General features: G+C 67.5%; 20 protein-coding genes. 11 read left to right on the top strand and 9 right to left on the bottom strand.

Features of this window, described 5'->3' with window-relative positions:
- Window positions 1-10: 10 nt before the first annotated feature.
- A complete protein-coding gene (locus tag JL11_RS09170; RefSeq protein ID WP_156314185.1) occupies window positions 11-1,174 on the top strand; it encodes a CsgG/HfaB family protein in 1,164 nt (387 codons plus the stop codon).
- Between the two features lie 7 nt (window positions 1,175-1,181).
- Here JL11_RS09170 and phoB read toward each other — a convergent pair whose 3' ends face one another.
- From phoB to JL11_RS09140, 6 genes are all read right to left on the bottom strand, one after another.
- Entirely contained in the window at window positions 1,182-1,874 is a 693-nt protein-coding gene (gene phoB, locus JL11_RS09165; protein ID WP_054765403.1) for a phosphate regulon transcriptional regulator PhoB, read from the bottom strand.
- A gap of 20 nt (window positions 1,875-1,894) precedes the next feature.
- Window positions 1,895-2,620: a phosphate signaling complex protein PhoU gene (gene phoU / locus JL11_RS09160; protein WP_054765402.1), complete on the bottom strand. Its 726-nt coding sequence runs from the start codon at window positions 2,618-2,620 to the stop codon at window positions 1,895-1,897.
- Complete coding sequence (gene pstB, locus JL11_RS09155) at window positions 2,620-3,582, bottom strand: phosphate ABC transporter ATP-binding protein PstB (protein ID WP_054765401.1); 963 nt, start codon at window positions 3,580-3,582, stop codon at window positions 2,620-2,622. The genes phoU and pstB overlap by 1 nt, the downstream gene beginning before the upstream one ends.
- 4 nt (window positions 3,583-3,586) lie before the next feature.
- Entirely contained in the window at window positions 3,587-4,891 is a 1,305-nt protein-coding gene (pstA, locus tag JL11_RS09150) for a phosphate ABC transporter permease PstA (protein WP_054765400.1), read from the bottom strand.
- The gene (pstC, locus tag JL11_RS09145; RefSeq protein ID WP_054765399.1) at window positions 4,884-6,314 is read right to left on the bottom strand and encodes a phosphate ABC transporter permease subunit PstC; all 1,431 of its coding nucleotides are present in this window, start codon (window positions 6,312-6,314) and stop codon (window positions 4,884-4,886) included. The genes pstA and pstC overlap by 8 nt, the downstream gene beginning before the upstream one ends.
- 144 nt (window positions 6,315-6,458) lie before the next feature.
- Complete coding sequence (locus JL11_RS09140; RefSeq protein WP_054765398.1) at window positions 6,459-7,871, bottom strand: sensor histidine kinase; 1,413 nt, start codon at window positions 7,869-7,871, stop codon at window positions 6,459-6,461.
- A 152-nt stretch (window positions 7,872-8,023) separates the two neighbouring features.
- Between JL11_RS09140 and JL11_RS09135 the strand changes: the two genes are divergently transcribed.
- The 8 genes from JL11_RS09135 to ychF all read left to right on the top strand — a co-directional run bounded on the left by JL11_RS09135 (window position 8,024) and on the right by ychF (window position 17,383).
- Window positions 8,024-10,309 carry a hybrid sensor histidine kinase/response regulator gene (locus JL11_RS09135; RefSeq protein ID WP_227975894.1) on the top strand — a complete coding sequence of 762 codons (2,286 nt, stop codon included), beginning with the start codon at window positions 8,024-8,026 and terminating at the stop codon, window positions 10,307-10,309.
- Window positions 10,310-10,461: 152 nt separating this feature from the next.
- A complete protein-coding gene (locus JL11_RS09130; RefSeq protein ID WP_054765396.1) occupies window positions 10,462-11,079 on the top strand; it encodes a 50S ribosomal protein L25/general stress protein Ctc in 618 nt (205 codons plus the stop codon).
- 88 nt (window positions 11,080-11,167) lie between these two features.
- Window positions 11,168-11,788, top strand: coding sequence for an aminoacyl-tRNA hydrolase (gene pth, locus JL11_RS09125; RefSeq protein ID WP_054765395.1), 621 nt, complete (start codon window positions 11,168-11,170; stop codon window positions 11,786-11,788).
- 37 nt (window positions 11,789-11,825) lie between these two features.
- The gene (locus tag JL11_RS09120; RefSeq protein ID WP_054765394.1) at window positions 11,826-12,212 is read left to right on the top strand and encodes a DUF2946 family protein; all 387 of its coding nucleotides are present in this window, start codon (window positions 11,826-11,828) and stop codon (window positions 12,210-12,212) included.
- A gap of 67 nt (window positions 12,213-12,279) precedes the next feature.
- Window positions 12,280-14,364 carry a TonB-dependent receptor family protein gene (locus JL11_RS09115; protein ID WP_054765393.1) on the top strand — a complete coding sequence of 695 codons (2,085 nt, stop codon included), beginning with the start codon at window positions 12,280-12,282 and terminating at the stop codon, window positions 14,362-14,364.
- A complete protein-coding gene (locus JL11_RS09110) occupies window positions 14,364-15,719 on the top strand; it encodes a PepSY-associated TM helix domain-containing protein (protein ID WP_054765392.1) in 1,356 nt (451 codons plus the stop codon). The genes JL11_RS09115 and JL11_RS09110 overlap by 1 nt, the downstream gene beginning before the upstream one ends.
- Window positions 15,720-15,732: 13 nt before the next feature.
- Window positions 15,733-16,218 carry a copper chaperone PCu(A)C gene (locus tag JL11_RS09105; RefSeq protein ID WP_054765391.1) on the top strand — a complete coding sequence of 162 codons (486 nt, stop codon included), beginning with the start codon at window positions 15,733-15,735 and terminating at the stop codon, window positions 16,216-16,218.
- A 70-nt stretch (window positions 16,219-16,288) separates the two neighbouring features.
- Complete coding sequence (ychF, locus tag JL11_RS09100; protein ID WP_054765390.1) at window positions 16,289-17,383, top strand: redox-regulated ATPase YchF; 1,095 nt, start codon at window positions 16,289-16,291, stop codon at window positions 17,381-17,383.
- Between the two features lie 9 nt (window positions 17,384-17,392).
- On the opposite strand, the gene JL11_RS09095 is transcribed toward ychF, so the two are convergent.
- Complete coding sequence (locus JL11_RS09095) at window positions 17,393-17,935, bottom strand: hypothetical protein (RefSeq protein ID WP_156314184.1); 543 nt, start codon at window positions 17,933-17,935, stop codon at window positions 17,393-17,395.
- 108 nt (window positions 17,936-18,043) lie between these two features.
- On the opposite strand from JL11_RS09095, the gene JL11_RS09090 reads away from it, so the two are divergent.
- Window positions 18,044-20,251 carry a TonB-dependent hemoglobin/transferrin/lactoferrin family receptor gene (locus JL11_RS09090; protein ID WP_054765388.1) on the top strand — a complete coding sequence of 736 codons (2,208 nt, stop codon included), beginning with the start codon at window positions 18,044-18,046 and terminating at the stop codon, window positions 20,249-20,251.
- Window positions 20,252-20,286: 35 nt separating this feature from the next.
- The gene (locus tag JL11_RS09085) at window positions 20,287-21,273 is read left to right on the top strand and encodes a DUF6607 family protein (protein WP_054765387.1); all 987 of its coding nucleotides are present in this window, start codon (window positions 20,287-20,289) and stop codon (window positions 21,271-21,273) included.
- Window positions 21,274-21,300: 27 nt separating this feature from the next.
- Here the strand turns inward: JL11_RS09085 and JL11_RS09080 are convergent, their stop codons facing one another.
- Both JL11_RS09080 and JL11_RS09075 read right to left on the bottom strand, forming a co-directional pair.
- The gene (locus tag JL11_RS09080) at window positions 21,301-22,956 is read right to left on the bottom strand and encodes a M28 family peptidase (protein WP_054765386.1); all 1,656 of its coding nucleotides are present in this window, start codon (window positions 22,954-22,956) and stop codon (window positions 21,301-21,303) included.
- Between the two features lie 40 nt (window positions 22,957-22,996).
- Complete coding sequence (locus JL11_RS09075) at window positions 22,997-24,664, bottom strand: M28 family metallopeptidase (RefSeq protein ID WP_054765385.1); 1,668 nt, start codon at window positions 24,662-24,664, stop codon at window positions 22,997-22,999.
- Between the last annotated feature and the right edge of the window lie 59 nt (window positions 24,665-24,723).

The following is a 24,723-nucleotide window of genomic DNA, read 5'->3' as shown; positions in this document are numbered from 1 at the left end:
TCAAGGCGCCATGCAGCGCCTGTCGATACAAATGACCGCCGCCCTGTGCGTCGCGGCCGTTGGAATGTCCGGCTGTGTCGGCGCCCATTACGATCCGGCGACCGGGCTTTACGCCCGCACCCTGGGGGGCGCGCCGGCGACACCGAACCCGACGCCCTACACTCAATCGCTAGAGTGCCTTGGACGGGTGGCGCGCGCCCAGAGCCTGCGCGGGCCGACCTTGGCCGTGGGGGCCATTTCGGACCTGACCGGCAAGAACGACTGGGACACTGGACGAAAAGTCAGCCAGGGCGCCGCGCTTTTCGCCATGACCGCCTTGGGCCGAGCCGGACTGCCGGTGGTCGAACGCTATGACCGCTCCGTGTCCGACATCGAGCTGGCCTACGCCCAGACGGGGGCTCTGTCCGGGGCCCTGATCGGCGAAACGACGCCTGCCGCGACGATCGCGCCCCGGACGCCGTCGGAACCGGACCCCGAGGTGGTCTCGACCGTCGTTCCGGCCGATGCGACGGCTCTTGCCCCCCGACCGGTCCTGGCCGGTCAGATCGCGGGTTCGCGCTACTATATCGTCGGCGGCGTCACCGAGCTGAACTACAACATCCGATCTTCGGGCGTCGACGCCGCCGGGGGCGAGGTGGACAGCCAGGGCGCCAAGGGCAGTTTCCGCAACAGCGCCTTTGTGATGAATATCGCCATCGACCTGCGCCTGGTGGATTCCGTCAGCCAACAGGTCGCGGCCGTCGCCTCCTATCAGAAGCAGTTGATCGGCCGAGAGATCAAGGCCGGCGTCTTCGACTTTCTGGACGGCAACGTCTTCGACATATCGGGGGGCGCCAGCCAGTTGGAGCCGATGCAGCTGGGGATCCGCACCCTGGTGGAACGCGGCGTATTCGACCTGGCCAGCCACCTCTATGGATTGGACCGGTCCGCCTGCCTGCCCGACGGACTGGAGAGCGAAGACGGGGTCACGCCTCTGCTTCCCCTGGGTCCGCATCACTTCCTCATGGCCGAAGACGCGGCGCCCCGGATCGCCCGTGCGGTAGAGCCTGAAATCGAGCGACGCCTTGAGGCGGCGACGCCCATTCCCCTCCCCGTCCAGACGGCGTCAAATCGATCGGTTCAAGCCCATCCGGGGCCGGTGATCGAGCCCGGCACCTGGCGCGTCCGGCGCTGAGGGCTGATCAGCCTTCCAGATCCAGCGAATAGCCGGCTGAGCGGACCGTGCGGATCGGATTGGCGCTGTCGTCGCCGATGGCCAGGGCCTTGCGCAGACGGCCCACGTGGACGTCCACTGTGCGCGCCTCGACATAGACGTCCGACCCCCACACGGCGTCCAGCAGCTGCTCGCGGCTGAAGACCCGGCCCGGATGCTGCATGAAGTGATCCAGCAGGCGGAACTCGGTCGGCCCCAGATGGACTTCCTGCCCAGACCGCTTCACCCGATGGGAGACGCGGTCGATGATGATGTCGCCGTGGTTCAGGCGGTCGTCGGCAAGACCCGGACGGATGCGGCGCAAGACGGCGCGGATGCGGGCGATCAGCTCGACCATCGAGAAGGGCTTGGTCAGATAGTCGTCGGCGCCGGTATCCAGCCCCCGCACCCTATCGCTTTCCTCGCCGCGAGCCGTCAGCATGATGATGGGCAGGTTGCGCGTCTCGGCCTTGCCCCGGATGCGACGGCAGACCTCGATGCCCGACAGCTTGGGCAGCATCCAGTCCAGCAGAACGAGATCGGGCTGGCGCTCGTCGATCTGGAGCATCCCCTCCTCGCCCTCGGCGGCGACGGTGACGTCGTAGCCTTCCTTTTCAAGGTTGTACTGAAGCAGGGTCGCCAGCGCGTTCTCGTCTTCCATCACAAGGATATAGGGCTGCACGTCGGGTCTCCGGTCTCGGGTCAGTGCGTCGAAAGGTTCGGCGTCGGATCGGAATCTTCGGCCGTGGGTTGGGCGCGCGGGCGTTCGCCCACGATGTCTTCGCCGGTGATTTCGTAGTGCACGGTCTCGGCGATATTGGTCGCGTGGTCGCCGATCCGCTCCAGGTTTTTGGCCATGAAGAGCAGATGGGTGCAGGCCCCGATCGTGCGCGGGTCGCCCATCATATAGGTGAGCAGTTCGCGGAACAGGGCGTTGTAATGCTCATCGACCTCGTCGTCGGTCTGCCAGACGGCGACGGCGCGATCCAGCTCTGAGGCCGTATAGGCGTCCAGCACGTCCCGCAGCCGGGTCGAGACCAGCCGCCCCATCCGCTCGATCGACCGGGTCAGGGGTTGCATGGGCTCGCCCTCGGCCAGGATCAGGGCGCGCTTGGCGATGTTCTTGGCCAGGTCGCCGGTGCGTTCCAGGTCGGTCGCGATCTTCATGGCGCCCAGGGTGCGGCGCAGGTCGCTGGCGACCGGCTGGCGCAGGGCGATCAGGCGAATGGCCTTCTTTTCGATGTCACGGTGCAGGGCGTCGAGCTTGAGGTCCCGCTCGACCACGGCGCGGGCCAGGGCGATGTCGCGCCGGGCGACAGAGTCGATCGCATCTGCGACCTGGGCCTCGGCGAGACCGCCCATGCGGGCGATCTCGGCCGTGATCTGATTCAGCTCGTCGCCGTAAGCCTTGACCGTGTGCTGGTTCATTAGCCGAAGCGTCCCGTGATGTAGTCCAGGGTGCGCCGCTCGCGCGGATTCTGGAAGATGTCTTCGGTGTCGCCGGTCTCGACCAAACGCCCCATGTGGAAGAAGGCCGTGCGTTGCGACACCCGGGCCGCCTGGGCCATGGAGTGGGTGACGATGACGATGCAGAACCGCTCGCGCAGTTCGTCGATCAGCTCTTCGATCCGGGCGGTGGCGATGGGATCAAGCGCCGAGCAGGGCTCGTCCATCAAGATCACTTCGGGGTTCACGGCGATGGCGCGGGCGATCACCAGACGCTGCTGCTGGCCGCCCGACAGGCCCATGGCCGAGGACTGAAGGCGATCGGCGACTTCATCCCAAAGGCCCGCGCGTTTCAGGGCGCTTTCGACCACGCCGTCCATCTCGGACTTCGCCGAGACCAGGCCGTGGATCTTGGGGCCGTAGGCGACGTTTTCGTAGATCGATTTGGGGAAGGGGTTCGGACGCTGGAATACCATGCCGACCCGCGCGCGCAGCAGGACCGGGTCGATGGAGCGGTCGTTGATGTCTTCGCCGTCCATGGCGATCCGCCCCGTGACCTTGGCCCCGGAGATGGTGTCGTTCATGCGGTTCATGGTGCGCAGGAAGGTCGACTTGCCGCAGCCCGAAGGACCGATCAGGGCCGTGACCGTCTTGTCCGGTATGTCCAGCGACACCTCAAAGAGGGCCTGTTTGCCCTCGTAGAAGACCGAAACGTCGCGCGCGGCGATCTTGATCGGGCCGGTGGGCGGCGTAGCCACGACCGTCTGATCCGCCTGGCGCGAAGATTCGGCGGCGGCCTCGATCCGGTCCGCGTCGCCAGCCGTTTCAGACGCTTCACTCACGGCCGCAGGCAGAACCTGACCGCCCATGCGCACGGCGTCGGTCGGATCGGCCGTCCCGGCGCCGGTCTGGTCTTCAGCAGAACGGAAGATGCGAGTTTTCATGCTCTTACCACCGGCGCTCGAAGCGCCGCCTCAAGATGATAGCCGCCGCGTTCATGATGATCATGAAGACGAGCAGAACGATGATCGCCGCAGCCGTGCGTTCGTGGAAGGCGCGTTCAGAGGCGTTTTCCCAAATGTAGATCAGCGACGGCAGGGCGCCGACCGGCTGGTCGATGGCGTGCGGTACGCCCGGCACGAAGCTGACCATGCCGATCAGCAGCAGGGGCGCGGTTTCGCCCAGGGCGTGGGCCATGGAGATGATGGCGCCGGTCATCACGCCCGGCATGGCCAGGGGCAGGACGTGGCTGAACACCGTCTGGGTGCGCGAGGCGCCCATGGCCAGGGCCGCCTCCCGGATCGAGGGCGGCACCGCCTTCAGCGAGGACCGGGTGGCGATGACCAGGGTCGGCAGGGCCATCAGAGCCAGGACCAGGCCGCCGACCAGGGGACTGGCGCGCGGCAGGTGCATCCAGTTGATGAACAGCGCCAGGCCCAACAGGCCGTAGACGATCGAGGGCACGGCTGCGAGGTTGTTGATATTGACCTCGATGATGTCGGTCAGCCTGTTCTTGGGCGCGAACTCCTCCAACCAGACCGCTGCGCCGACGCCCAGCGGAATGGCGATCAGGGCGGTGACCATCAGCATCAGGGCCGAACCCACCACCGCGCCCAGCACGCCCGCCAGTTCCGGCTGGGTCGAGTCGCCGTTGGTGAACAGGGCGGTGTTGAAGTGCGCCCCCACCACCCCCTCGGCCTGCATCCGCTCCAACCAGGCGATCTGCCGATCCGTCAGACGGCGCTGGTCTTCAGGGGTCGATTTCGAAATCTCGCCTTTCAGATACAGGTCCGCATCGTCCGATAGGGGCGCGGCCAGGGGCACGGTCTCGCCGATGACGTCCGGGCGTTTGGCGACTAGGTCGGCGGCGACGAACTTCAGCTCGGACGAGAACAGGCCGCGCATTTCGGCCGAGGCGCGACCGGCGGCGTCGTCCTGAACGCCCCAGCGCGCCAGCTGCTGCTCGGCGGCCAATTGCTCGAAGTTGGACCCTTGAGGATAGGCCCGATCCACGCGGGCCGGGTCCATATAGACCGGGACGGTCACCGTATGGGTGTAGAAGGCGGTGTGCCCCTGCTCCACGATCCGCACCAGAAGGATCGCCAGGAACAGGACGGCGGCGGCGATGGCCAGACGGCCATACCATTTGAACCGCGCCTCCTTGGCGTGGCGTCGTTTCAGCCCGGCGCGCAGTCGGTCCAGCCGCGTCCTGTCGGTCGCGCCGGCGAGGCGATCGGAGGTCGCGTCAGTCATATTGTTCCCGATAGGTCTGCACGATGCGGTGGGCGACGATGTTGAGCACCAGGGTCGCCATGAACAGGGTCAACCCCAGGCCGAAGGCCGACAGGGTCTTGGCGCTGTTGAACTCCTGGTCGCCGGTCAGCAGCGTGACGATCTGGACCGTGACGGTGGTCACCGTGTCCAGCGGATTGAAGGTCAGGTTGGCCGCAAGGCCCGCCGCCATGGTCACGATCATGGTCTCGCCGATCGCGCGCGACATGGCCAGCAGCAGGGCGCCGGCGATGCCCGGCAGGGCGGCCGGCAGAAGAACCCGCTTCACCGTCTCCGACTTGGTGGCGCCCATGGCGAAGGAGCCGTCGCGCAGGGTCTGGGGCACGGCGTTCAGAATGTCATCCGACAGGGAGGAGACGAAGGGGATCAGCATGATCCCCATCACAGCGCCGGCCGTCAGAGCCATCTGGTTCTGCACCAGGGCCAGATAATGACCGAGGCCGTCCAGCGGTCCGCCGATCAGAAACAGCCCGATTTCATTGAAGAAGACCCGCAGGAGCGGCCCCACGGTCAGGGCGGCGAAGAAGCCGTAGACCACCGTCGGCACCCCGGCCAGAATCTCCAGCAGCGGCTTGACCACCGCCCGCGTGCCGCGCCCGGCGTATTCCGACAGATAGATGGCCGACAGAAGTCCGATCGGCGCGGCCACGCACATGGCGATCGCCATGATCAGCAGGGTGCCCGCGAACAGGGGCACGGCGCCGAAGGCCCCGGTCGATCCCACCTGGTCGGCGCGGATGGCGATCTGGGGGCTCCACTGGGTTCCGAACAGGAAGTCGAAGATCGGGACCCGCTGGAAAAAGCGGAAGGAGTCGAAGGCCAGGGAGGCGATGATGCCGATCGTCGTCAGAACGGCGATGGCGGAACAGACGAACAGGGCGCCGTACACCCAGCCTTCCACCCGGTTGCGCGCGCGTGTCTGGGGACGGATTTGGGTCATGGCGAACAGACCGCCCAGGACGGCGGCCAGGACGGCGGCCAGTCCCCCGCCCCACTTCAAGGTGCGCTCGATACTGACCATGCGGCGCGCTTCGACCGGGAGCTGCTCGGCCAGGGGCCGTTCCCAGATCTGAAGGGCGGGCTCGCCGCGACCGAGGCGATGGGCGTCGGCGAAGAATGCGTCGCGACGGAACGGATCCAGGGCGGCCACCTCCGGCGGCGTGTCCACTGCGGTCAGCTGCCGCTCCAGGGGCGCCGAGAACAGACTCATCAGCACCAGAACCAGCAGGGCCGGCGCGGCGACCCAGATCAGGGCGTAGGCGCCATGCTGTCCGGGTCGCGAATGCGGCTTGGCCCCGACGGCGCGGCGGACGGCCAGGGCGCGACCGCCCAGATAGGCGGCGACGCTGAGCGCGACGAGGATCAGTAGGTAAATCCAGATCATTCCGGGTCCGAGGCGGTCAGGCGCGAATCGAAAGAAGGCCGGCGATCCGGCGGCTACGCGGCGCGACTACTGCCCGCGAATGGTCAGCGGAATAAGACGACTTGATGACAGTTCCATAACAGCGCAGGCGGCGCGGCGCGGCGATCAGGAGGCGGCGCGAACATCCCGCCGTTCGACCACCATGGGGAACCAGGCGGTAAATGCGGCGCCCAGACCCGGTGCGCTCTCCACCACCAGACCGCCCTCGTGGCGATTGACGATGTGTTTGACGATGGCCAGACCCAGTCCGGTGCCCTGGCGCTCGCCGCTCTTTTGACCTTCGACCCGATAGAATCGCTCGGTCAGTCGCGGCAGGTGCTCGCGCGCCATGCCCGGCCCGTGATCGCGCACGGTGACGGCGGCATAGAGGACGCCCGCAGCCCGGTCCGGCGTGACAAGCGGCAGCCGGGTCGCGCCCGGCATGCGGGACGACCAGGCCTCGTCGAACGACAGGTCCGAGCGCACCGAAATCTCCACCGTTCCCCCGGCAGGCGAATATTTGACGGCGTTGTCGAGCAGATTCTGGACGACCTGGAGGATTTCGTCGCGGTCGCCGTTTATGGAGGCGCGCGTCTCCCCGCGATCCAGGGCCACGACGATTTGTTTCGCCTGGGTCAGAATGCTGACGGCGTCGACCACGTCGGCCGCCGCGCGATCCAGATCGACCCGGCCTGACGGCGGAATATGTTCATTCAGCTCGATCCGGCTGAGCGACAGAAGGTCGGCGACCAGACGTCCCATGCGATCCGCCTGGGCCGACATGATGTCCAGGAATCGGTCGCGCGCTGCGGCGTCGTCGCGCGCGTGACCTTTCAGGGTTTCAATGAAGCCGCTGAGCGAGGCGAGCGGCGTGCGCAGTTCGTGGCTGGCGTTGGCCAGGAAGTCGACGCGCATCATCTCGGTGCGGCGCGCGGCGGTCTCATCGCGCAGGACGACCAGGGCCAGGGGATCGCGCCCCTCCCCCGCCTCGGTGGACAAGGGCCGCGTCCAGGCGCGCCAGCGCCGGTCCCGCTGCCCGCCGGTGGTGTAGTCTGTCGTGCGCGAGACGTCGCCGAAGAGGGCTTCGTCCACGGCTTCCAGCACCCCCGGCTCACGGATCACCTGGACCAGCAGCGCGCCCTGACGATGAATCCGCAACAGGTCGCGCGCGGCCTTGTTCGCCATCACGATGCGCCGACCGGCGATGTCGTCCGGTTCGCCGCCGCTGACGATCAGAACAGGATCGTCCAGGCTTTCGAACACCCGGTCCAGCAGGTCGGCGGTGACGGGATCGGTCGGCCCGTCCGCCGGCGCGCCCTCCGGCGTCGGCGTCGGCGCCGGCGCCGGCGACTGGGCGTTCAGCAGCCAGGCCGATCCGGCCACCACCACCGCCCCGCCGACCAGCCATCCGGCGATCTGAGGATGGACGAAGGCGAGACCCAGCAGAACCCCCACCGCGATCGCGATGCTGATGCCGACCGTCCAGAGTCGAGACGTCGAGGTCGGCGCCACCGGCGAAGGCGAGGAATCATAGGACATGGGCGGCGCGAGACTCGCTCGAACGGTTGGGTAAATCCCATCCTTGCACGGATTTTGTGACGCCGCGCCGACAGGACCGGCGATTTCTCCAAGCCTGACCGCACGGTTTGTTTAGGAGTTTTAGGCAGGCTGTCGCCAAAGGGGGAACTTCCTTGGTTCGGACGATGGACGCGGTCCTGTACGGTCACGACTGGCGGCTCAGCCTGCTCGCCGTCGCCTTCTGCTTTGCGGGAATGGCGTCGACCCTGCAGTTGATCGAGCTGACACGCCGGCGGGACGTCAAGACGCGCTGGCGGCTCGCCGTCGCCGCCGGCATCGTCGCCTCGCTCACGACCTGGGTGGCCCATGTCCTGGCCATGAAGGCGCTGGCCGCCCGCCTGGGCGGGACCTATGACGTCGGCCTGGCCCTGGGGTCCAGCATACTGGCTATGGCGATGATCGGCTTGGCCGTCGTCGTGGCCCTGGCGCGAGGACGGCTGTGGCGGACGTTTGCGGGGCTGATCGCCTTGTCCGGCGTGGCGGCCATGCACTATCTGGGCATGGTGGGTTTCCAGGCGTCCGGTCGGATGGAGTGGCGGTCCGATCTGGTGGTTCTGTCTATCGTCGGCGGCATGGCCATCGCGGGCGCAACCGCCTTCCTGCATCGTCGGGGCAGCCTTCCTCGCCTGTTGTTGAGCGCCGGCGGGGCGGTCGCCGCCATCATGTTCCTCCATGTCATGGGTACGGCGGCGCTGAGCGTGACGCCCGATCCGGCGGCGGGACGGCAGGCCGCCTTGTCTCCAGAGGCGATGCGCCCCCTGATCATCCTCGTCTTTCTGGCCGTCGGCGGAACGGGCGGGGTGATCGGGGTCATGGCCTATATGACGCGGGCGGGAGCCCTGGCGCGCATCCGCGAGGCGGTCGAAGCCATGCCGGACGGCCTGGCCTTCTTCGACGCCGACGATCGACTGGTGCTGTGGAACGCCCGCTATGCCCAGGTGAACCCGGAACTGGGGCCGCTTCTAAAGGTCGGGACCCCCTTCCTGGACCTGATTCGGATCGGCATGGACGAAGGGCGGTATGACGACGCCATCGGGCGCGAGGACGAGTGGATCGCCGAGCGGCTGAGGGCGCGCCGCGCCGCATCCTCCTTCATTGAGCAGCAGGTGGCTGGCGACCGCTGGCTGCGGATCCAGGACCGCCGGACGGCGGAGGGTGGGACCGTCACCGTCTGCAACGACATCACCGACCTGAAGCACGACGCCCGCGCCCTGGGCGAGGCGCGCGACGCGGCCGAGGCGGCCAATGTGGCCAAGAGCCTGTTCCTGGCCAATATGAGCCACGAGATTCGCACCCCGCTGAACGGCGTCATCGGCCTGTCCCAGGCTCTAGCCAAGACGGAACTGACGGCCGAGCAGCGCGAAATCCTGGATCTGATGCAAGCCTCCGGCCAGACGCTTCGGACCCTGCTGAGCGACATTCTGGATCTGGCGCGGGTCGAATCGGGCAGGCTGGAATTGACTGAGGACGCCTTCGAACTGGCTGGCGCGGTGCGCGAGGCGGCCCAGCTCTATGCCGAGAACGCCCGCGAGAAGCACCTCGGCTTCCATGTGGACATCGATGTCGAAGACGGGCTTTGGGTCAGGGGCGACGTCGTGCGCCTGAAGCAGATCCTGACCAATCTGATCTCCAACGCCGTCAAATTCACCAGCCAGGGCTTTGTCGGCCTGACCGTCCAGCGTGGAGCGGACCATGCGCGTGGGCCGACCCTGCGCTTCACCGTCGAAGACACCGGCATCGGTTTCGACTCAGCGACGAGAGAGCGTCTGTTCCGACGCTTCGAACAGGCCGACGGCGGCATTACGCGCAAGTTCGGCGGCTCCGGCCTGGGGCTGTCGATCTGCCGCCAGTTGGCGGAGATGATGGGCGGCGACCTGGATTGCGAAAGCGAGCCCGGGGGCGGCTCGGCCTTCATACTGACCCTGCCCCTGTCGGTCTGCGACGCTCCGGCCCAGAGCGAACCCCAGGCCGACCCTGAAACGCCGGCTCGCCTGCGCCGTCCCGTGCGGGTGCTGGTCGCCGACGACCATCCCACCAACCGTCGGGTGATCGAGCTGATTCTAGCCCAGACCTCGGTCGAGCTGTGCATGGTCGAAAACGGCGCAGAGGCCGTTGACGCCTTCCGTCTTCGCAGCTTTGACTTGGTGCTGATGGACATGCAGATGCCGGTGATGGACGGCCTGACCGCCACCCGGGAGATTCGACTGCATGAAAGCGCGACCGGGTCGGCGCGAACCCCGATCGTCATGTTGACGGCCAACGCCATGCCTGAACATGTGGCGGCGGGTCGCTCGGCCGGAGCGGACCACCATCTGGCCAAGCCGTTCAACGCCGCCGAACTGCTGGCGATCGTCATCGACCCCGCCGCCCTGCCGAAGATCGACGCTCAGGCGGCGTGATTCCGCTGAGCGGTCCCCGATCCGGTCTCAGGCGGTTGCACATCCGTCATGATGCGTGTAATAGCCCGCGCTCTTGAATTCGAGGGTTCATGACCCCCGCCGCGCGGGCCCAGGGTTGGCGCGGTGTTTCCGTTGTTGTTGAGGCGAGCCAGATGGCCGAGATCATTCTGAACGTGGACGTCCGCGAAGGCGTCGGCACCGGTGGCGCCCGCGCCGCCCGTCGCGCCGGTTTCGTGCCGGGCGTCCTGTACGGCGGCGACAAGGCCCCCGTCGCCCTTTCGGTGAACGAGAAGGACTTCCGCAAGTCGCTCTACACCGGCAAGCTGCTGGGCCATCTGGTGACGCTGAAGTACGGCGAAGAAACCCAGCCGGTCATCGCCAAGGACGTACAGTTCGACCCGGTGTCGGACCGTCCCCTGCACTTCGACCTGATGCGCGTCGACGAGCACGCCCCGGTCAAGATCGAAGTGCCCGTGCACTTCAAGAACGCTGACGAAGCGCCGTTCGCCCGTCAGGGCGGTTCGCTGGAAGTCGTCCGTCACGCCGTTGAAATCCTGGTCAAGGCCGACAGCATTCCGGAAGAACTGGTGGTCGATCTGGCCAAGGCGCAGATGGGCGACACCATCCGCATCTCGGACATCGCCCTGCCCAAGGGCGCGCAGCCCACCATCACCGACCGCGACTTCGTGATCGCCACCATCAAGGTCTCGTCCGCCGCCCTGTCGGCCGCCGCCGACGAAGCCGCCGAGGCCGAGACGACCGAAGGCTGAGCCTTCGTCGCATCGACCGGATCAGGCCCCGCCCGGCTCGCCGCGGCGGGGCTTTTCTTTGCGCGACGCAAACGGCATGAGGAGCGCCATGATCATCATCGCCGGCCTGGGCAATCCGGGCGCCAAATACGAGAAAAACCGCCACAACATCGGCTTCATGGCCGCCGACGAGATCGCGCGGCGCTGGCGCTTCGGCCCCGAGCGGGCCAAGTTCCAGTCGATCGTCAGCGAAGGCCAGGTCGATACGGCGAACGGGCCGGTCAAGGTTCTGCTGATGAAGCCCCAGACCTATATGAACGAGAGCGGCCGGGCCGTCGGCGAGGCCGCGCGCTTCTACAAGATCAAGCCCAGCGAGATCATCGTCTTCCACGATGAGATCGACCTTGCCCCCGGCCGCTTCCGTATGAAGACCGGCGGCGGGGCGGCGGGCCAGAACGGAATCCGCTCGCTGATCAGCCACCTGGGACCGGACTTCCGTCGCGCGCGCATGGGCATAGGCCATCCCGGCGAGAAGGAAATGGTCATGCCCCACGTCCTGGGCGACTTCCACAAGGCGGAGCAGCCCTGGCTGGACGCCCTGCTCGAGGCCTGCGCTGACGCTTTGCCCTTCGCCGTCGCCGGCGACGACGAACGCTATCAGGGCGAGGTCATGCGCCTGGCCCCGGCGCCCAAGTTCAGCCCCCGACAGGCGGCGCGCGGCGAACTGTAGCCTGTACGCCCTTGGCGAAACGCCGTAGAGGCGAGGCGTGAACCGTTCCGAGGCCGATCATTGGTCGACATCGAAGTCGCTCGCCTTCCTGGCGGCGGTCTTCGCCATCGTGCTCGGAAGTCTGCTGCCGTTCGGCGCCTTGGCGGCGGCCCAGCCGGGCCAGCCTCTGGTCATCTGTTCCGCAGAAGGGCCGCAGACCATCCAGTCCGGCGGCATGGACGGCCCGGTCAACAAACATCTGGGAGCCAAGTGCGCGGCCTGCGTCGTGCCCCTGGCCGCCGCCCTGCCCGTCCCGCCCGCGCCCGAACCCGCGCCGGTCCTCCGCACGGTCGAGACCGTCGTCTATACGCCCGCCCGTGTCAGCCCACCGCCGCCGGCCCGCGCGCCGCCGCGTCCGCCGTCCACCGCCCCACCCCACGCCTGAACCAGACCCGAAGCCCGCGCCGGCCCCACGCTCGCGCGCCCTTTCCCGTTCTGACTTCAGGATCATCATGTCTCTCAAGACCACTGCGGCGCCCTGCGCCCTGCTGCTCGCCGCCCTGTCCACGACCGGATGGGCCAGCCCCGCCCTGGCGCAACAGGCGTCAGAGCCCGCCGTCCTCGACACCGTCATCGTCACCGCCCGCCGCAACGCCGACGACCCCGCCGTCGTCGCCGAGGCGCGGGAGCGTCTGGCCCGCACGCCGGGCGCGGTCGCCGTCGTCTCGGCCGAATCCTACGCCGACCGCTATGCGCCCAACCTCGCCGACGTGCTGCGCGACGCGCCGGGCGTCTATGCCCAGAAGAAGTGGGGCGGCGACATCCGGCTTTCGATCCGGGGCTCCGGCATCGGCAACTCCAGCCACAACCGCGGCACCCTGCTGGCCCAGGACGGGGTCCCGTTCAACGAGGCCGACGGCTTCGGCGACTTCCAGCTGATCGACCCGCTGATCGCCCGCTATACCGAGGTGTACAAGGGCGGCAACGCCCTGCGCTTCGGCGGCGCCCTGCTGGGCGGAGCGGTCAATCTAGTCGCCCCGACCGGGCGCACGGCCGCATCGAACCTGAACCTGCGGCTGGACGGCGGTTCCTATGGCACGGTGCGCGCCCATGCTGAGGTGGCGGGCGTTCGCGGCGACTGGGACGGCTTCGCCGCCGTCACGGGCCAGAGCGTGGACGGCTGGCGTCAACAGAGCGAGGGCAAGTCCCTGCACCTGTCCGCCAACATCGGCCGCAGCTTCGGCCAGGACCGGGAGGTTCGTCTGCTGGTCTCGGGGGGCGACATCCATCAGGAAATCCCCGGCAGCGTCAGCCTGTCGGGCGCCCTGACCGACCCAACAGCGGCCAACCCAGGCAACATCACCCTGAATTATCAGCGCAATATGCAATCAGTCCGCACGACGGTGCAGACGCGCTGGCGGCTGGATCCGTCCACCGTGTTCGAGGGCGCGATCTATGGAACCTGGAAGGATCTGGACCACCCCATCTTCCAGGTGATCGATCAGGAAAGCCGCAACTACGGCGCCTTCGGACGGTTCGACTGGCAGGGACAGGTCTTCGGCCTGCGCGCCGACGCCTTCTACGGCGCCTGGTATCGTCAGGGCGATCTGGACGCCAAACAATGGGGCAATCTGGCGGGACAGCAGAACGGCCTGCGCGCCCGCAGCTTCCAGAACGGCAAGGGGCTGGACGTCTTCGGCGAGGGGCGGCTGTTCGTCACCGACCGCCTGGCCCTGGTCGCCGGGGGAACCTGGGGCCGCGCCGAGCGGGACTATCAGAGCTATGTGGTCCCCGGCGTCTCCGGCACGATCGACCTGACCGTCGACAAGAGCTTCGACTGGTTCGCCCCCCGCGCCGGCCTTTTGTGGGAAAACGAGCAGGGCGATCAGGTCTTTGCCAATGTCACCCGCTCGGTCGAGCCGCCCAACTTCTCGGCCCTGTCGCCGACCGCCGCCGGCTATCAGCCCCTGGTCCCGCAGGAGGCGGTGACCTGGGAGATCGGCACGCGCGGTCGCCGAGGGCCGGTGACCTGGGACGTCACCGCCTATCGCGCCGACCTGGACCACGAACTGCTGAACTATGTGTCGAACCCGACGCTCGGCACCACCGTCACTTTCAACGCCGAAGAGACCGTTCACCAGGGCATTGAGGCCGGGCTGGATTGGCGGATCGCGCCGCAGTGGCGCCTGCGCCAGACTTATGCCTTCTCGGACTTCTTCTTCGACGGAGACAGCACATATGGCGACGGCCATCTGCCGGTCGTGCCGCCGCACCTTTACCGGGCCGAGTTGAGGTATGACCACACCGCAGGCTGGTTCGTGGCGCCCAGCGTGGAATGGTCAATGGCGGATTCTTGGGTCGACTACGCCAATACGCCGTCTCTGAAGTCGCCCGGCTATACGGTGGCGAACCTGAACATGGGCTGGGATGTGCGGGATGGACTGACTGTCTTCGCAGACGTGCGCAATCTGTTCGACGAAACCTATGTCTCCAACTTCAGCGCCGTCACCGACGCCAGCCTCGCCAGCGTCTCGAAGGCCGTCTTCTTCCCCGGCGAAGGCCGCTCGGCCTATGTCGGCGTCAGGATGAGCTACTGATGGCCGGGAAGGCCACAACCCAGGCGCCGGAGGATCTGTCCGGCGCCTACCGCGCCGTCTGGCGTTGGCATTTCTACGCCGGCGTCTTCGTCATGCCCGTGCTGATGCTGCTGGCCCTGACGGGTGGGCTTTATCTGTTCAAGGACGAGATCGACGGAGCCCTTTATCGGGACATGATCCGCGTGCCGGCGGCCCAAACCCAGACCGCGCCGGAAACCTGGCTGACGTCGGCGGCCCAGGCGGCCGACGGCGGTCGGGTCGCCAATCTGGTCCTGCCCGCCCAGGCGGACCAGGCCGTTCGCCTGCGCGTGGATCGACCCGACGGGGTGCAGAAGACGGTCTTCGTCGATCCCCACACCGGCCGCGTCACCGGCGTCATTCCCGCCGGCGGCTTTATGGAGTTGGTCAAGAAGACCCACAGCCTGACCCTGCTGGGGCGGCCGTTCAACATCCTGGTCGAGATCGTGGCGGGCTGGACCATCATCCTGTTCGCCACGGGCCTCTATCTGTGGTGGCCGCGTGGACGGGCTGTCGCGACCGTCTCGCTCCGAACGACCGACGCCCGACGCCGCCCCTTCTGGCGCGACCTGCACGCCCTGACGGGCTTTTACGTCGGCGGTGTGGTGCTGTTCCTGGCGGTCACCGGCATGCCCTGGTCGGCCTTCTGGGGCGACACGGTGATGGACGCCGTCAAGTCCAGCGGTCTGGGCCGCCCGCCCGCGCCTGTCGCGGGAGCCTGGCAAAGGGCCGAACATCATGACCAACCCATCGGCGCCGGTTGGGCCATGGACGGAATGGTCATGACCCACGACCACGCGGGCCATGGCTCCCTGGATCGGGTGCTGAAAGCCGCCGACAACGCCGGTCTAGACCGGCCATACGCCGTCAACATCCCCGCCGCCGGCGGCACGGCCTATACGATCACGACCCAGGCCCGCCGGGTTCAGGACAGCCGGTCCCTGTACATCGACGCCGCCTCGGGGCGTCTGCTGGCCGACCTCGGCTACGACCGGTTCGGCGTCGGCGCCAAAACCATCGAATGGGGCGTCTACACCCACCAGGGCACACAGTACGGGCAGGTGAACCGGATCATCATGCTGCTGGGCTGTATCGGCGTCTGGCTGCTGGCGATCAGCGGTCTGGTCATGTGGTGGAAGCGCCGCCCGCCCAACCTGTCGCGCCTTCGGCTGGGCGCCCCGCCCGCCCCGCCCGGACCGCGCATCCGCGCCGCCGTCCTGGGCATCGTCCTGCCCCTCGCCCTCCTCTATCCCCTGACGGGCCTGAGCCTGGTCTTCGCCGTATTGCTCGATCGAGCCGTGCGGCCGATGATCCGGCGCCGTCCCGCCGTTTCCTGAAAGAACCGACGCCATGAAGACCCATCTGTCCCTCGCCGTCGCCGCCCTTGCACTGACGGCCTGCAACCCGCCTGCGGACAAGCCGGCCCCTGCCGCTGAGGCGACGGCCGCCGCCGTGACCGCCGCCGACGCCTGGTGCCGCCCTTCGCCCAACGGAGCCAAGGCCGGGGGCTGCTACGTCACCCTGACCGCCGCGACCGACGACCGGCTGACCGGCGGCTCCACCCCGCGCGCGGCCGAGCTTCAGGTCCATGAGATGAAGACCGAGAACGGCATGATGAAGATGGCCCAACTGACCGAGGGCCTGCCGTTGGCGGCCGGTCAGGCGGTCGAGCTGGCGCCCGGCGCCAATCATCTGATGCTGATCGGCCTGACCGCCCCCCTGGTCGCAGGCGAGACCGTGCCCATCACCCTGACGTTCGCCTCGGCGCCCGAGGTGACGGTTCAGGCGGCGGTGCGCCAACCGACCATGGCGGGGATGGATCACGCCGCCCACTGAGGCCTTTTGAAGCGCGAGCCTGACAAACCGGTTCGAACCGGCTAAAGGCTCGCGCCTCACGAGGAATCCCATGGCCCTGAAAGTCGCGATCGTCGGCCTGCCCAATGTCGGCAAGTCCACCCTGTTCAACGCCCTGACTAAGACGGCGGCGGCCCAGGCGGCCAACTATCCGTTCTGCACCATCGAGCCGAACACCGGCGACGTGGCCGTGCCCGAGCCGCGCCTGAACGCCCTGGCCGAGATCGCAGGCTCCAAGGACATCATCCCTGCCCGTATCACCTTCGTGGACGTCGCGGGCCTGGTGCGCGGCGCCTCCAAGGGTGAAGGTCTGGGCAACCAGTTCCTGGCCAATATCCGCGACTGCGACGCCGTGGCCTTCGTCGCCCGCTGCTTCGTCGACGACGACATCACCCACGTCGAAAACCGCATCGATCCGATCGCCGATCTGGACATCATCGAGACCGAGCTGATGCTGGCCGATATGGAAAGCCTGGAGCGCCGCCGGCCCCAGCTGGAGAAGCGGGCCAAGACCGGCGACAAGGATTCGGCGCTTACGCTGAAACTGGTCGATTTGGCCCTGGCCCAGCTGAACGCCGGCAAGCCCGCCCGCACCGCCGAGGTATCCAAGGAGGATATGAAGGCCTGGCACATGCTGCAGCTGCTGACCGCCCTGCCCGCCCTCTATGTCGCCAATGTCGAAGAGGGTTCGGCCGACCAGGGCAATGAGCTGTCGGCCAAGGTCGCCGCCCGCGCCGCCCAGGACAACGCCAACTCGGTCGTCATCTCGGCCCAGATCGAATCCGAGATCGCCGTGCTGGACGACGCCGAGCAGAAAGAGTTCCTGGAGACCCTGGGTCTGGAGGAACCCGGCCTGAACCGGCTGATCCGCGAGGCCTACAAGCTGCTGGGCCTGCAGACCTATTTCACGGTCGGTCCCAAAGAGGCCCGCGCCTGGACCATCAATGTCGGCGACACCGCGCCCCAGGCGGCCGGGGTCATCCACACCGACTTCGAAAAAGGCTTCATCCGCGCCGAGACCATCGCCTTCGAAGACTTCGTCGCCCTGCGCGGCGAGGCCAAGGCGCGCGAAGCCGGCAAGCTGCGCGCGGAAGGCAAGTCTTACGTCGTCAAGGACGGCGACGTGATGAACTTCCTGTTCAACTGAGGCGTCAGATCAGGGGGACTGCCGCGCTGCCGCCTGGTCCTGGTCCTTGTCGGGCTTCAGCATCTTCTCCAGCGGATTGGCGGGGTCGGGCGCCCGTGGCGAGCCGGGACAGCGCAGCAGCTTCACCGTGGTCATGTCCCGGTCAATATAGGTCAGGTTCATGACGTCGCCGGCCGCCGCCATGTGGACGCGCTCGGTCGCGACCTGCCCCTCCGCCGTGCAGTTTAACGTCGCCACATAGCCGTGGGGCGTCTCGTCAATATGGGCGATGTCGCAACGGTTCTCATACCCCTCGAACCGTTGAGGGGTGATGGTCAGGGGCCATCGGTCGCCCTGCGGGCGGGCGCACCAGGCGAGGTCGCCGGCCCAGACCCCGACGAAGCTGCGCGGCCCCCGCGACACCAGGGACGAGGGGCCGGGCGGTTCAACCGCCTGCATGGCTTCGGCGGTCCTGAGCGGCGCGGCGGGCTGGTCGGGAGGATTGACGTCATTCTCGCCGCAAGCGCCCAGCATGGAACCCAGGGCGAGCAGCGGAAACAAGGCGAGTCTCATGACACCGCAACGTCGAGACCCAACGCCGGTTCAAACCCGCGCGACAAATGCGGTTGATTCTGATAATCGTTCGCATTAATGAAGCCGCCTTCATCAGCCGGGGCTATTATGCGCAATCACCTTCTCCTCTGCACCGTCGCCGTCACCGCGGCCGCCACCGCCCTTTCCACCGCCTCCGCGCGGGCCGAAACGCCCGTGGTCGCAGCGACCCAGGTTGATCCGATCGTCGTGATCGGCACGCGGTCGGAGCGGCAGGCGTCGCGGACGCCCGGCACGATCAGCGTCATCACTGACGCCGAGATCGAAGCCATGCTGGCGACCGACATCAAGGATCTGATCCGGTATGAGCCAGGGGTCAGCGTGCCCACCTCCCCCGCCCGCTTCAGCCTGGCCCTGTCCGGCGCGGGCCGCGACGGCGATTCGGGCTTCACCATCCGGGGCATGGGCGGCGACCGGGTGCTGATCATCAACGACGGCGTTCGTCTGCCGGCGGGCTTCAGCTTCGGGGCCCAGGCGGTAGGGCGCGGCGGCTATAACGACCTGGACCTGACCAAGTCGGTGGAGATCCTGCGCGGCCCGGCTTCGGCCCTTTACGGCTCGGACGGCGTGGCGGGTGCGGTGGCGTTCAAGACCAAGGATCCGGTCGATTTTCTGACCGCCGGTCAGGCCTTCGGCGCACGGGCGCGAGTCGGCTACGGCTCGGCCGACGAGGGCTGGACCGAGGGACTGGCCTTCGCCGGCCGATCGGGCGCCTTGTCAGGGCTGATCGCCTACACCCGCCGCGACCATCAGGAGACGGAGAATAAGGGCCAAACCGGCGGGGTCGGCGCCGCCCGCACCGAGCCCAACCCCCAGGACTTCGCCTCCAACGCCTATCTGGGCAAGCTGGTGTGGCAGGCCGCGCCGAACCATGTGCTGCGTCTGACCTACGACCATCTGGATTCCGACATGACCGGCGACGCCCTGAGCAGCCGGTCCGCGACCGTCCTGTCCGTCACCGCCCATGACGAGACCCGGCGCGACCGCATAAGCGGTGATTGGCGCTTCAATGATTTCGCCGGCCTGAGCGACGGCTCGATCGGCCTTTACTGGCAGGACGCCGAGACGCGGCAGTACACCTTTGAGGATCGCACGCCGGCCGTGGACCGGGCGCGGGACGTCACCTTCGACAACAGGGTCTATGGCCTGGCCGCCCAAGGGGCGCGGGTGTTCGGCGAGACGAGCGCGGTCCGGCACCGCGTCACCTTCGGCGGCGACTGGTCCAAGACGACCCAGGAGGGTCTGCGCGACGGGATCACGCCGCCGGTCGGCGAGACCTTCCCTGTCCGCGCCTTCCCGACGACCGATTTCCAGTTGGCTGGCCTGTTCGTCCAGGACGAGATCGAGGCGCTTGGGGGCGCCCTCAGCATCATCCCCGCCGTGCGCTACGACTGGTACGACCTGTCGCCCAAGGTGGACGCCGAGTTCCCCGCCGCAGCCTCGGGACAGAGCGACGACCATATCTCGCCCAAGCTGGGCGTCGTCTATTGGACCGGCGCGCATCTGGGCGTCTTCGCCAGCTACGGCCTGGGCTTCCGTGCGCCGTCGCCGATGCAGGTGAACAACTATTTCGAGAACCCGGTCTTCGGCTATCGCTCGATCCCCAATCCGAACCTGTCGCCGGAAACCAGCGAAAGCTTCGAGGCCGGCTTCCGACTGCGCGGCATCGACGTGGCCGGGGGCGTGATGCGTCTGAACACCACGGCCTTCGCCACACATTATGACGACTTCATCGACCAGGTGGCGGTCAGCGGCACGGGCGTACCGGGCGTTGATCCTCTTGTCTATCAATACGTCAACCTGACCGAGGTGGACATTCGCGGCTTGGAAGCCCGTGCGAACCTCTATTGGGACAACGGCTTCAGCCTGATCGGGTCGGCCGCCTATGCCGAAGGAGAGCAGACGACCGACGGCCGCCGCACCGAACTCAGCAGCATCGATCCGGTCAAGGTGGTGGCCGGCGTTCACTACGCGGCGCCTTCTGGCGTTTGGGGCGGATCGGCCACCGTTACCTGGTCCGGCAATAAGGATAGGGCCACATACAATCTGTCTTGCGGCGCGGCCTGCTATCTGGGCGACAGCTTCACCCTGCTAGACCTGACCGCCTATTGGAACGTGACCGAACGCGCCACCCTGCGCGCGGGCGCCTTCAACGTCTTTGACGAGACCTACGGCTGGTGGAGCGACGTGCGGGGCCTGTCCGCCGCATCGACCGTCAAGGACGCCTACACCCAGCCTGGCCGCAACTTCGGCCTTTCCCTGACCTTGCGCCTGTAACCGCCATGACCGCACGTACTTCAAGGACACGCCCCATGCGCGCCATTCTGATCGCCGCCGCCCTGTTAGCCGTCGCCCCCGCCTCCCAGGCGCTGGCGACCGCCGCTCAGCCGCCCGTCGCCGCGGCGACCGACGCCTTCGAGCGGGACCGCCAAGCCATTCTGGCCCAGGCGGGCCAATACCGCGTCCATTTCGACATGCGCGAGAACGTCAGCTTCCGCGCCGACTATGATCCGCTGGAGGAGAAGCTGTCCGGCGGCAGCGAGATCGTGCGTGTCGTCTACGACAAGGGCGATCGGATCAGCCTACAGCACATATTGGTGATGGAGCACGACGGTCAGACCATGGTGATCAAACACTGGCGCCAGGACTGGACCTATCAGCCGCAGACGGTCCTGACCTACGCCGGGCCGAACCGATGGGTGCTGACCCCCGTCCCGGAAGCCCAGCGCCAGGGCGCTTGGTCTCAGACCGTGTGGCAGACTGACGATTCACCTCGTTACGGCGGAGTCGGCCGCTGGACCTATGACAATGGGCTGACGGCCTGGACGTCCGACCCGACCTGGCGGCCGCTGGCGCGGCGGGACGCGGTGCGGCATCCGATCTACGACCGCTATCTGGGGACCAATCGGCACATCCTGACACCCGCCGGCTGGGTGCATATTCAAGACAACATGAAGATGGCCGGCCAGCCGGACGGTGCGCCGATCGCCGTGGTCCAGGAAGATGTGATCAACACCTACGACCGGAACGACAGCTATTCCCCCAAGCCGGGGGACGACTATTGGGCCAAGACCCAAGGCTTCTGGGCCGCCGTGCGCGACGCCTGGGATGCAGCCATCGTCGCCGGAAACGGAGTCCATCTGCAGCAGGAGGCCGAGACCGGCGCGGTCACTGGAGCGCCGCTGATGGATCTGGCCCAGTCGCTGGCCGACGGCGAAGTCGCTGAGGCCGAGGCCGTCGCCCGGGCTCGCGAGTTGATTGCCCAGGCCACATCAAGCCAGCCCGCCGCCGCCCGTTGAGGTCCGGATCGCCCGCCGCCGACGGCCTCAGCGCCGTTCGGCGGCCGAGGCGTCGCGGATGGCGTTGAACTCGGCTGTCGGCTTCCAGGCCGGCCAGGTGGTGCTGTCGGCCACCGTCAGACCCAGCCGGTACAATAGATCCAGGTTCTGAAGTGCGGCGGTGAAGTCGTAGTCCGCCCGCCATTCGTCCGTCAGCTTGTGATAGTAGCGAGCCATCTGGGCCTCGTAATAGGGTTTGCCCGCTTCGATTCCGCCCTCCACGAAATCACGGCCGCTCCACGGCATCAGAGCCGGCACCCCGCCTGCGGCGAAGTTGAAGTGGTCGGAACGGTAGTAGAAGCCCTCTTCCGGATAACCGTCGCCAGTGACGGTGCGCCCCTGGACGGCGGCGAACCGTCCCAGAATATCCTCCAGCTCCGACTTGCCGACGCCGAAGACCGCCACGTCGCGCGTCGCCGGGGTGAAGGGCAGCATGTCGATATTGATGTCGGCCGCCGTCTTGGCCAGCGGATAGACCGGGTCGGCGGCATAGGCTTCAGAGCCCAGCAGCCCCTGTTCCTCGGCCGTGACGTGCAGGAAGACCACGGTCCGCTCCGGCGCCGGGCCGTTCTTGAAGGCGCGGGCCATTTCGATCAGGCCGGCCGTGCCGGAGGCGTTGTCCCAGGCGCCGTTGAAGACGTCGTCCCCCGCCTCGTTCTTCTCCCGCGCCTTGCCGACGTGGTCCCAGTGGGCGGAGTAGAAGACATATTCATCGGGCCGGGTCGTGCCGGTGATCTTGGCCAGCAGATTGTTGGAGTGGATGACCTCGGTCTTTTCGGCGATGTCCACGCTGAGCCGGGCGCCCAGATCGACGCCGCCGCCCAGGCCAGCCGTCTTGGCACGCGCCAAGGCCTGGGCCAGGACGTCGCCGCCGATGGCCGCTCCGGTCGCCATATTGATCGAACCGGTGAAACGGGCGTCGCGCGCGCCCTTGACCGTCATCACCGGCCGGTTCGCGCCGCCGACGGCGCGGCGCCAACGGCCCTCGACGTCCTGTAGGCTGATGACGCCGACGGCCCCGCGCTTCAGCGCCTCCTGGGTCTTGTGTTCGCCCGAGCCGTAGAAGTTGGGGTCGGCGCCCATGGACTCTGGTTGACCGCGCAGAATGACCACGACCTTCCCGGTGAGGTCTGTCGAGCCATAGTCGTCCCAGCCCCGCTCGGGCGCCACAATGCCGTAGCCGGCGAAGACCAGGGGGGCGTCGGAGACCTTGACCACCGGATCGGCCGGGCCGGCCCGCAGGGTGATGTCCGCGCCCGACGTCAGATCATGGCTGACGCCGTCGGCTCCGGTCCAGGTCGCGACGGGGGGCCGTTCGGGCGTGAACCGCACCAGATCGACCGGCTGGAGCCAGGAGCCGTCGCGCCCGCCCGGCTCCAGACCCATGGCCTCATACTGGGCCTGCAGATACTCCAGCGTCAGCCGCTCGCCGACCAGGCCGGGGAAACGCCCCTCCAGCCGATCGTCGGCCAGATATTTGATGTGGTCGGACAGGCGCTGGGCGCTGAACTGGGGCGTGGCGGCCGAGGCCACGGCGAAGGCGTCAGTCGCCGGCGTAACGACAGGCGGCGCCACGGGCGCCGTGGCGCAGGCGGCCAGGAGCAGGGCCGCAGCGGCGATGAAGGAAGAACGACGCAGGATCATGAAGGGTCTCAAATAAGAAAAAGCGGGAGGCGCAGCGGGCTTAGCGGCGTTCGGCGGCGGTGACGGCGCGGACGGGACCGAATTCGGAGCCCGACTTCCACTCGGGCCAGTCGCGACTGTTCGCCAGGGCGCGGCCGACGTCATAGAAGACGGTCAGATCCTCGATCATGCCGCTGTAGTCCCAGTCCGCAGACCATTCGTCGGCGGCCTGGTGATAGCGTTTGGCGCCGTATTCGCTGCGCGCCGCCTGGCGTTCGGCGACCGGCTCGTCGCGGAAGTCGCCCCGGCTGCCGGCATAGGCCATCGGCACGCCGCGCTTGGCCAGGGGGAAGTGGTCGGACCGGTAGTAGGTGCCGGCGGAGTTCTCGTAATCCGGCATCAGGGTGCGGCCCTGGGGCTCAATCGCGGCGGCCAGACGCTCGTCGAAGTCCGACTGGCCGTAGCCGGTCACGCCCAGGCCGGTGACACGGCCATAGACGTTCATCGAATCCATGTTGAAGCCCCCCACCGTCCTGGCCAGGGGATAGACGGGGTTGGAAGCGTAGTATTCGGCGCCCAGCAGGCCGCTCTCCTCGGCGGTGAAGCTGATCATCACGATCGACCGTTCGGTCCGAGGAGCCCGACCGTACATCCGCGCCAGCTCCAACAGGCCCGCCGTGCCCGAGGCGTTGTCCACGGCGCCGTTGAAGATGCGGTCGCCCGTCTCGTCCGGCTCGCCCATGCCGATGTGGTCCCAGTGGGCGGTGTAGAGGACCGTCTCGTCCGGATGGGTGGTTCCCGGCAGGCGGGCGATGGCGTTATGGGTGGTGACCTGACTGGTCGCCACATCGAACTCGGTCGAGAAGCCGGCGCCGGTCAGGGGCACGGGCTGGAAGTCGCGGCGGCGAGCCTGGGCCTTCAGCGTCTCGAAATCCAGACCGGCGCGGCGGAACAGATCGACGGCGACGTCGCGCTGAATCCAGCCCTCGACCGGAACCCGCTCGGCCGCCGCATTCTGGCGCAGGATGTCGAACTGGGGCACGCCCCAGGAGTTGGCGACCGTCTGCCAGCCATAGGACGCCGGCGCCGTCTCATGGACGATCAGCACCCCGGCCGCGCCCTGACGCGCCGCCTCCTCGTATTTATAGGTCCAGCGGCCGTAGTAGGTCATGGCCTTGCCGCCGAAGGTGTTCAGGGCCGGTTCTTCGAAATCGGCGTCATTGACCAGGACGACCAGCACCTTCCCCCGAAGATCCTGGCCCTTGAAGTCGTCCCAGTTCCGCTCGGGCGCGGTGATCCCATAGCCGACGAAGACCAGGGGGGCGTCCTTCAGGCTGACGTGCTCGGCTGGGCGGCGGGTGGAGAGAGCGACCTCGCGCCCCTGGGTCATCGGCAGGGTCCAGTCGCCCAGCTTCAGCGCCGCCTGGACGTTGGACTGGGTGAAGCGGTTCAGGATCACGTCCTGGGTCCATTGACCGTTCGGACCGCCCGGCTGGAAGCCGGCGGCGGCGTATTGGCGACTCAGATAGTCGATCACCTTCTGCTCGGCCGGGGTGGCGATGCCGCGCCCCTCGAAACTGTCATCGGACAGGACACGGATGTCCTCGGCGATACGTGCGGCGTCGAAGGCCGCGACCGGCCCTGAGCCCTCGAGAGCCGCCGGCGCAGCGCAGGCGGAGAGCGCGGCGCCGGCCATCAGCACGGCGACGAAGGAAGAAGGGATACGCATGAACAGAGGGCCCCACAGCCGCAGAAGAAGGCCGAACCCTAGGCGGGGAAAGCCATCAT

The organism is Brevundimonas sp. DS20 (assembly GCF_001310255.1).
GTDB lineage: Bacteria > Pseudomonadota > Alphaproteobacteria > Caulobacterales > Caulobacteraceae > Brevundimonas > Brevundimonas aurantiaca.
This window is presented reverse-complemented; position numbering and strand designations above follow the sequence as displayed.